The sequence below is a fragment of the Cupriavidus phytohabitans genome, assembly GCF_000426345.1.
Taxonomy (GTDB): Bacteria; Pseudomonadota; Gammaproteobacteria; order Burkholderiales; family Burkholderiaceae; genus Cupriavidus.
The window spans coordinates 1-8,096 of record NZ_AUFE01000126.1; the positions used below are offsets into that span (position 1 = coordinate 1).

The following is an 8,096-nucleotide window of genomic DNA, read 5'->3' on the forward strand; positions in this document are numbered from 1 at the left end:
TGCCAGCTCCACTTCAATCGCCTCCTGGATGACCCGTCGGGCCCCGCGCCTGATCAGCTCCTCGAGCCCAAGCCCGATTTCCGATAGACCGACTGCTTCTTTCCCTTTATCCTTGCTCATGGTGGACCTTTCTTGTGCTGGTTTCCGATCTCGACAATCAGATTCTCAGCGGAAAGCTCCACCGCCCTCTACTCCGCGCCTCAAATCCCCCGCCTGTACACCAGTTTCGACTTTAGCTCACTTGGTTTGGCGCCACAGCTCACTTCTGCACGTCTAGTGGTTGCAGACATCGATGACGAAAAGCTTGCCCGCGCATCAGCGGCTGGGGCACATGAGGTGGTCAATCTTCGATCCGAAAATGCGGCTCGGGATTTGCGAAAAGCGGCACCAAATGGGATTCGAGCGATTGTCGACTTTGTCGGCTCAGCACAGACGACGGGTGTGGCGCTGGAGAGTGTGGCCCGCGGAGGCACCGTCGTCGTCGTTGGCCTCTTTGGCGGTGCTATCACTTTGTCGACCGCACTTTTGCCCATGCGGAACGTTACGCTGAGGGGCTCTTATGTCGGCTCGGTGGAGGAAATGCGAGCGCTCTTGGATTTGCTACAAGAGAAAGGAAAGGGTTCGCCGGTCAATCTCAAGTCGCTGCCAATGTCTTCGGTCAATGAGGCTTTAGAAGAGCTTGCACGAGGTCGAGTTGCTGGCCGTTTGCTTGCCATCCCTGGTCAGTGATCGAGTGAGAACGTCTATGAAATACCCAACTGCGGACGCCATTTCTGAAGCCTTGCGAGGTAATCCGGTCCGGCAACTGATTAACGGTTCGCTGGTTGATGGGGCCGAAAAACTTGAAGTCATTAACCCAGCTACCGGCGAGGCTTGCGCCGTTGCGCCCGTGGCTTCTTTGCGACAGCTCGACGAGGCTGTCGATGCTGCCCGGCGTGCGCAGAAAAGCTGGGGTAGCTTGCCATTGACCGAGCGCAGAGCGGCTCTAAAGGGTTTAGCTACGATTCTTCGAGAGCACGTTGCGGAACTGTCTGCGCTGCTGACGCTAGAGCAAGGCCGACCTCTCGCCCAGACTGAAGCGGAAGTGATGCGTGCCGCCATGCTACTCGAGGCCATGCTCGCGATTGACATCGAAGACGAGCTTCTTCGCGAGGATGAATCCGGTCGGGTCATTCTGCAACACAAGCCGATTGGCGTTGTCGGTGCCATTGTCCCTTGGAACGTTCCGATCGGACTTGCCGTTCCGAAGATCACCCATGCACTGTACGCCGGCAATACGGTTGTACTGAAGCCGTCCCAATACACACCTCTAGCCACGCTGCGACTTGGTGAGTACGCATCGAACCTGTTTCCCCCTGGGGTGCTGAACGTCTTGAACGGTGGGAATGATCTTGGGGAGAGGATTTGCACGCACCAGGACATAGCCAAGATTTCCCTGACTGGGTCTGTGCCAACTGGAAAGCGGGTGATGGCGTCCGCTGCAGCCTCGTTGAAACGCCTAACGCTTGAGCTAGGTGGAAACGATGCCTGCATCGTGCGCCGGGATGCGGACGTTGACAAGATTGCGCCAGCGTTGTTCGCCGCGGCATTCATCAACAGTGGTCAGGTGTGCATGGCGATAAAGCGCCTTTTCGTACATCAGGATCTTCATGACCGCTTGGTTGAAAAGTTGGGAAGCCTAGCTAGTCAAGCCAAAGTCGGCGATGGCTTTGACTCGACGAGCGAAATGGGGCCGGTTCAAAATCGTGCGCAATACGAGTCGGTAAAAGGCGTTCTGGCCGAAGTGGCTGCAGACCCGACAGCAATCATTGTCGCGGGTGGAAAAGCGTTGAGCCGCCAGGGATTCTTCATTGCTCCCACAGTCGTATCGGGTGTAAGAGAAGGAAATTCCCTCGTCGACAAGGAGACGTTCGGGCCAGTGCTTCCAGTCCTATCTTTTCAAACCGATGAGGAAGCGATCGAGCGAGCGAATGCCGGGTCGATGGGATTGGGTGCATCTGTGTGGGGCGATGATCTCAGGATGGCAGAACACGTAGCGCGGCAGTTGGTAGCTGGCACCGTATGGATAAACAGACATGTGGGCGTTGACCCCTTGGTGCCGTTTGGTGGAGCAAAAGAATCCGGCCTTGGACGGCAGTTCGGGAAAGCAGGGTTGCTAGAGTTCACCGAGACATCCGCGCTGTTCGTTCCGACGTCCCCTAAATAGCAATCCATTGAAGTCGCCCAACGCCAGTAGGGTTTCATGGTATTGGGCGGCAACCGGACTCTCTGCCTGCTCGCGTACTGCGCCGCACAACGACATACCCTTGTGACGCCACCGAGCATTTCTCGCTGCTAAGCCTCAGTTTGGCAGCGCTGTGGACATCCGTCCACGTCTCGCGCTGATTGGCGCACCTCAACTCTTTCCCAGTTGGTTCCACTGCTTGACCCGCGAGCGTAGGCGGTCGCATGTCCGTCAATCCCCATTGACGTCTTGGCATCCGCTTACGTAGAATGCTTTGGTAGAACCATTAAACGGATCAACCAAAGAGGCCGATTTGCGACAGGCCAAAAAATATGCACGTAAAGAGTCTCATGGGGCTCTTTCGACAAGACGAGGAGAGAAGCATGTTCGACCAATCTCGCGTTGAATCTCTACCGGAACATGAGGCGGGTAGGCCAAAAAGCGGCGGCGTCCTTGATGGTGTCCGTGTAATTGATTTCACGCACTTTGTCGCCGGACCATTGGCCACGATGACGCTGGCGGACTTTGGTGCGGATGTCATCAAGGTGGAGGCCCCCGTCAAGGGCGATGACTTCCGGTACTACCCACCGATGGATCCGGAAATTCCGGCGCAGGGTGCTCCCTATCTGTGGGCCAATCGCAACAAGCGAAGCATCGGTATCGACATGAAGTCGCCGGATGGCCTTGCTCTCGCAAAGTCCTTGATTGCGGAAGCCGACGTCCTGGTTGAGAACTTTTCAACAGGCGTCATGGAGCGCTTTGGCCTGGACTACGAGACCTGCCGCGCGCTTAACCCGCGGCTGATCTATTGCTCGGTCTCGGCGTATGGACGCACCGGGCCCTATGCAGATCGCCTGGGCTTCGACCCGATCGCGCAAGCTGAGAGCGGCTTCATCTCGATGAACGGCTACTCGGACCGCCAGGGCGTCCGGACTGGTGCCGCCGTGATGGATATCAGTACCGCGATGATGGCCACCAACGCGATTCTTCTCGCGCTGCTGGGACGCGAGAAGGACGGTGAAGGTCAGTTTGTCGAGGTAGCGCTCTTCGATACGGCCATTCTCATGACGGGTTTTGCGGCTATGCAGCATTTAACCACTGGCTATGAACCCCAGCGTAACGGGAATACCAGCCCCGATACGTGTCCGTCGGGCGTTTTCCACTGTCAGGACGTGCCGTTCTACATCAACTGTGGCAACGACGGCATCTTCGTCAGGCTGTTCGAACAGGTGCTTGAGCGACCAGACATCGCACATGACCCAGTTCTGTCGAAGAGGGCCAATCGTCTGGAGCGACGCGAGGAGCTTTTCAAGCTCATGGGAGAGGAGTTCGGCAAGCAACCGTGGGCCTATTGGCAGCCGAAGCTCCGTGCAGCAGGGGTCCCAAGTGGCCAAGTCAAAACGCTGGCGCAGGCACTCGCGTCGGACGAAGCCGCCTCCCGCAACCTCGTTAGCCGCATCGAGCATCCGGTTAAAGGCTGGATTCCGAACATCTCGACGCCACTCAGGCTTAGCCGGACGCCCGCGCGCGCTGCAACGGCTGCACCGGCGGTGGGTGCTGACACCGAGCAGGTGCTCAGGGACGTGCTCAAACTCAGCGACCACCAAATCGCGGAATTCGCCGCCTCAGGCGCGTTTGGTGCCAAGTAGGATCGACTCAGTCACGTATATGACCAGAAACGTAGCAATCATCGGCGCTAGTGCTATCCCGGTTGGGCGCCACCAGACCGCAGATGATGCGGGGCTCCAGGCTTTGGAGCACGAAATCATGACTCGCCTCGTCGTGGAAGCCGTGAAAGATGCAGGGGTAGACAAGCAGGATATTCAGAGCTTGGTGTTTACGCTCCCGCGTCCCTACACACGTCAAAAGTACTTCCACACGTTCCTCATGGGGCAGCTTCGGTTGTCATGCCGGGGCAACGTCATGGAGGTGATGGGCAACGGCATGACAGCAGCTTTGGCATTCGACCAGGCTTGCAACGACATCATGCTGGGCAGGTCTGAGGTGTCGCTTGCTCTCGGTATCAACATGGAGAGCGCGGTATCCGCCGCCGAACACATGATGAGCAGCATGCGGACAACGGGGGATGTTGACTTTCATACGTCCGCCGGGTTCACGCCCATCGCCTGGTATGCCATGGACGCCATGCGCTACATACATGAACACGGTGCCACGAAGGAAGAGCTCTGCTCAGTCGCCGTGAAGAACCGGTTCCATGCCTCCATGAATCCGCTGGCGCAATATCGCAAGCCGGTAACCCTGGAGGAGGTCGTTCAGCAGCGTCCCATTGTCGCGCCGCTTGGACTCTATGACGTTCCGCCGCGAGGAGATGGTGCAGCCTGCTTGGTACTTGCAAGCGAGGAAGTTGCTCGCGAGATTGGACGTCCATACGTACTCGTAAAGGGACGTGGATTCTTCCATGATGGAAGCCATCAAATCAGCGACGTACCGAATGACATGATCGCCTTCGAGTCTGCGAGACAGGCGGCAGCCACGGCTTACGAACAAGCTGGGATTAGTGCAAAGGACGTCGATGTTGCTGAGTTGTACGCACCGTGCACGATTGTCGAGGTGCTCGTGAGTGAGGCGATTGGCCTCATTCCCAAAGGACAAGGCGCGCGCGCAGCATTCAACGGCGAGACACGCCTCGGTGGCCGTATTCCCATCTCGACCTCTGGTGGTTTGACATCCCGCGGGCACCCTGCGTACGTCACCTCGCTCTACAACTACGTGGAACTCGCCGAACAGCTGCGCGGACGGGCAGGGGAACGCCAAGTCAAGAATGCGCAGTTCGGCCTGGCTACAGGCGAACTCGGCAACTACAACGCGGCCATGGTTCACGTTATGGAGGCAAAGCAATGACCCTCGAAGCACTGATCGTCGACGGCGAGCGTGCATACCCGCCTCGGGAGTCCGAGTTCACCAAGGAATTCTGGTCGCAGCTAGCAAAGGGACACTGGGTTACCACTCAATGCACCGATTGCAGCAAGACAACCTTCCCGCCAAAACTTGTTTGCCCCCATTGCTGGTCGACACAGATGGAATGGAAGGCCTTGGGAACTACCGGAACGCTTTACTCGTGGACGCGCATTCACGCTGCGCCTGCGGTATTCGCTGACGAGGCCCCTTATGCATGCGGAATCGTGGATCTTGATTGTGGGATTCGCTTGGCATGTCGACTCGTGGAAGACAACGGCGTGCCTTTGAAGATTGGTCAAGCAGTCGAAATGTTGGTTTTGCAGTACAAGGATGGTCCTCTGTTCGCAGCGCGGCCTAGCAAGTAGATAACTTTCTTAACCAGCATCATCTGTGGGTTGCCCAGATCAGTCCAAACACTGTGGCCCCATGCTGTTGCAAAACTCATTGTAGTTAGGAGATAACAATGTCGTTGATTAACACTGTCGGGCTGACTGAAGACCAGCGGATGATGCGGGAAGGCGTCCTGGACCTGCTCAATCGGGTCCTGCCTTGGGAAAAAGTTCGGAAGATGGACGAAGCCCGTGAGTTCCCCCTCGAGGCCTATGAGGCACTGGCGGAAGCTGGCTACATCGGCCTGTTCTACCCCGAGCACCTTGGTGGCATGGGCGGGTCCTACCGCGATATCACTGTCCTCCTCGAAACGCTCGGCTACTACTACACGGGCATTGCGCAAGCGATTACGACTTCGGCGGTCTATGCCGGTATGCATATTGCGAAGTTCGGTACGCCCGAGATGCAGCAGGAACTCATTCCGAAGATCATTTCCGGCAAGGCGAAGCTGGCACTGTGCATGTCCGAACCCGGTACAGGCTCTGACGTAGCTGGTCTCAAGACCTACGCGGAGCCCGCTGGTGACGAGTACATCCTAAACGGCAACAAGGTGTGGATTACCTGCGGCCACGTAGCGGACTACTTCGTTGTCATTACACGCACCGACCGAGAAGGCAATCGCCATCAAGGCATCAGCACGCTGCTTGTCGATGCGAAGGCGCCTGGCGTTACCGTGCGCCCGCTGCAAATGCTGGGCCGCCGCACGACCCATGCCAATGAGGTCTTCTTCGACAACGTTCGCGTGCCGGCCAAGAATCTGTTCGGTGGTGAAGGCCGCGCCTGGAAGAACATCATGAGTTGCCTGGGTCTCGAGCGCCTTGGGCTGGCTGCTATTTCGGCGGGTCACTGCTTCAAGATTACTGAGTATGCTCGTGACTATGCGAAGGAACGTGTGCAGTTCGGCAAGCCGATTTCCGACTTCCAGGTCATTCAGCACAAACTCGCAGACATGCTCATCCTGTCGGAAACCGCGCGTCAGGTGGTGTACCGCGCCGCCGATGTGCTCGACGCCGGTCAGGCCGCAGTGAACGAAGCATCGATCGCCAAGATTGTTGCTAGCGAGAACAACTTCAAGTGCGCGGACATCGGCCTGCAAATTATGGGTGGCGCCGGCTACTCGATGGAGTATGACATGCAGATGTTCTTCCGCGATTCTCGCGTTGGTCCCATCGGCGGCGGCACCAACGAGATTCAACGCAACATCCTTGCAAAGCAAATGGACCTGTAATTAGGCCTCTGCTAAGAGAAGGGGCGCGAAAGCGCCCTTTTTGCATTGAGTGAGGATTCGCGGAGTACCAGCGGGAGCCGTGTAGAGTACTTGCTATTCAGAATGAAAGAAGGGGACGAACTGGCGTTCGCCCCCCTCGATACGCTTCCCACCCGCTTACCCAAGGCAAGCGGGCGTAAACGCGTTATTGCGGACGCAAGCGATACAACAACGTCGTAATCATGGAATGGACTACCTCGCCTCGTTGATTCTTGACCTTTCGGTCGAATGTGACGATGCCAGATTTGCCTTTGCTCGACAGCTTTTTCTCGATGGGGGTAATCACAACGTGGATGGTATCCCCGTGTTTGACGGGCAGATGCATGCGCCATTGGTCATTGCCCAGCATGGCAATGATGGTGCCGTCATTGATGCCGCTGAGACACTGGAGCCCTCCGGCGATGGCCAGTACCAGCGGCCCGTGGGCAATTGGCTCTCCATATGATTGCGTCTTGCAGAACTCATGGTCGATATGAGGCGCATTATGGTCCCCGGATAGGCAGGCAAAGTTGACGATATCAGTCAGCGTCACCGTGCGGCGTGAGGTGACAATGGTCTTCCCAATCTCGAAGTCTTCGAAGTACATGCCGCGAGGCTTGCGTTCTTCAATTTCAGACATGGCTCATTCCTTACCCGGCCCTACACCGGCAATATCGCTAGGTTGATAAAACTGCGGGAGATGTTCTCGTCCACCGGACCATTGATTCGCCAGGACCGGCACTGGTTGAGGTAATGGGGACGGCTTCCGTTAAGAGGATCCTCCCCCTTGTGCTTACGTTGCTGGGCTTGCCACGTCGGAATTGCTTGGAACGCAGCCGTGGCCATGTTGACTAGCAGTTCGCGCAGGTGAGTGCAGCTCTCCGTGCCGCCGAGACGTTCATTGATCGTGTGGCGCCAGCCGTATCCCATGCGCACGCCAACCATCGCCTTGAGACTATCCTCGATCTCTCGGCATACGCGGAATGGAACGGCCTCCATACGGGTGACGACGTCTCGCACAGTCAGCTCCTCATCCACCGCCAGTGCGATCACCATGTGATGTACGGAGGTTCCGGCCGAGCTAAAGTCGAAACTGGTGTACAGGCGGGGAATTTGAGGCGCGGAGTAGAGGGCGGTGGAGCTTTCCGCTGAGAATCTGATTGTCGAGATCGGAAACCAGCACAAGAAAGGTCCACCATGAGCAAGGATAAAGGGAAAGAAGCAGTCGGTCTATCGGAAATCGGGCTTGGGCTCGAGGAGCTGATCAGGCGCGGGGCCCGACGGGTCATCCAGGAGGCGATTGAAGTGGAGCTGGCA

The 8,096-nt window shown here is 57.2% G+C and carries 8 protein-coding genes; 6 read left to right on the top strand and 2 right to left on the bottom strand.

Annotated features, from left to right (window positions below):
- Nucleotides 1–132 precede the first annotated feature (132 nt).
- The 6 genes from K309_RS40980 to K309_RS0132805 all read left to right on the top strand — a co-directional run bounded on the left by K309_RS40980 (nt 133) and on the right by K309_RS0132805 (nt 6,761).
- Complete coding sequence (locus tag K309_RS40980; RefSeq protein WP_232232602.1) at nt 133–729, top strand: zinc-binding dehydrogenase; 597 nt, start codon at nt 133–135, stop codon at nt 727–729.
- Between the two features lie 16 nt (nt 730–745).
- Complete coding sequence (locus tag K309_RS0132790) at nt 746–2,206, top strand: aldehyde dehydrogenase family protein (protein WP_029050210.1); 1,461 nt, start codon at nt 746–748, stop codon at nt 2,204–2,206.
- A gap of 401 nt (nt 2,207–2,607) precedes the next feature.
- Nucleotides 2,608–3,873, top strand: a complete 1,266-nt coding sequence (locus K309_RS0132795) for a CaiB/BaiF CoA transferase family protein (RefSeq protein ID WP_029050211.1) — start codon at nt 2,608–2,610, stop codon at nt 3,871–3,873.
- Nucleotides 3,874–3,892: 19 nt separating this feature from the next.
- Entirely contained in the window at nt 3,893–5,086 is a 1,194-nt protein-coding gene (locus K309_RS0132800; protein ID WP_029050212.1) for a thiolase family protein, read from the top strand.
- Nucleotides 5,083–5,508, top strand: coding sequence for a Zn-ribbon domain-containing OB-fold protein (locus K309_RS40985; RefSeq protein WP_084402669.1), 426 nt, complete (start codon nt 5,083–5,085; stop codon nt 5,506–5,508). The genes K309_RS0132800 and K309_RS40985 overlap by 4 nt, the downstream gene beginning before the upstream one ends.
- A gap of 98 nt (nt 5,509–5,606) precedes the next feature.
- The gene (locus K309_RS0132805) at nt 5,607–6,761 is read left to right on the top strand and encodes an acyl-CoA dehydrogenase family protein (RefSeq protein ID WP_029050213.1); all 1,155 of its coding nucleotides are present in this window, start codon (nt 5,607–5,609) and stop codon (nt 6,759–6,761) included.
- Nucleotides 6,762–6,945: 184 nt separating this feature from the next.
- On the opposite strand, the gene K309_RS0132810 is transcribed toward K309_RS0132805, so the two are convergent.
- Together K309_RS0132810 and K309_RS38405 are read right to left on the bottom strand one after the other, a co-directional pair.
- Nucleotides 6,946–7,419: a MaoC/PaaZ C-terminal domain-containing protein gene (locus tag K309_RS0132810; protein WP_029050214.1), complete on the bottom strand. Its 474-nt coding sequence runs from the start codon at nt 7,417–7,419 to the stop codon at nt 6,946–6,948.
- 20 nt (nt 7,420–7,439) lie between these two features.
- Complete coding sequence (locus K309_RS38405) at nt 7,440–7,835, bottom strand: DUF2889 domain-containing protein (RefSeq protein WP_051320744.1); 396 nt, start codon at nt 7,833–7,835, stop codon at nt 7,440–7,442.
- Nucleotides 7,836–8,096 lie beyond the last annotated feature (261 nt).

Bases quoted from the DNA above. Each gene is read 5' to 3' on its own strand.
- K309_RS0132805 (WP_029050213.1), top strand. From the start codon at position 5,607: ATGTCGTTGATTAACACTGTCGGGCTGACTGAAGACCAGCGGATGATG.
- K309_RS0132810 (WP_029050214.1), bottom strand. From the start codon at position 7,419: ATGTCTGAAATTGAAGAACGCAAGCCTCGCGGCATGTACTTCGAAGAC.
- K309_RS0132790 (WP_029050210.1), top strand. From the start codon at position 746: ATGAAATACCCAACTGCGGACGCCATTTCTGAAGCCTTGCGAGGTAAT.
- K309_RS40985 (WP_084402669.1), top strand. From the start codon at position 5,083: ATGACCCTCGAAGCACTGATCGTCGACGGCGAGCGTGCATACCCGCCT.
- K309_RS38405 (WP_051320744.1), bottom strand. From the start codon at position 7,835: ATGGTGATCGCACTGGCGGTGGATGAGGAGCTGACTGTGCGAGACGTC.
- K309_RS0132800 (WP_029050212.1), top strand. From the start codon at position 3,893: ATGACCAGAAACGTAGCAATCATCGGCGCTAGTGCTATCCCGGTTGGG.
- K309_RS0132795 (WP_029050211.1), top strand. From the start codon at position 2,608: ATGTTCGACCAATCTCGCGTTGAATCTCTACCGGAACATGAGGCGGGT.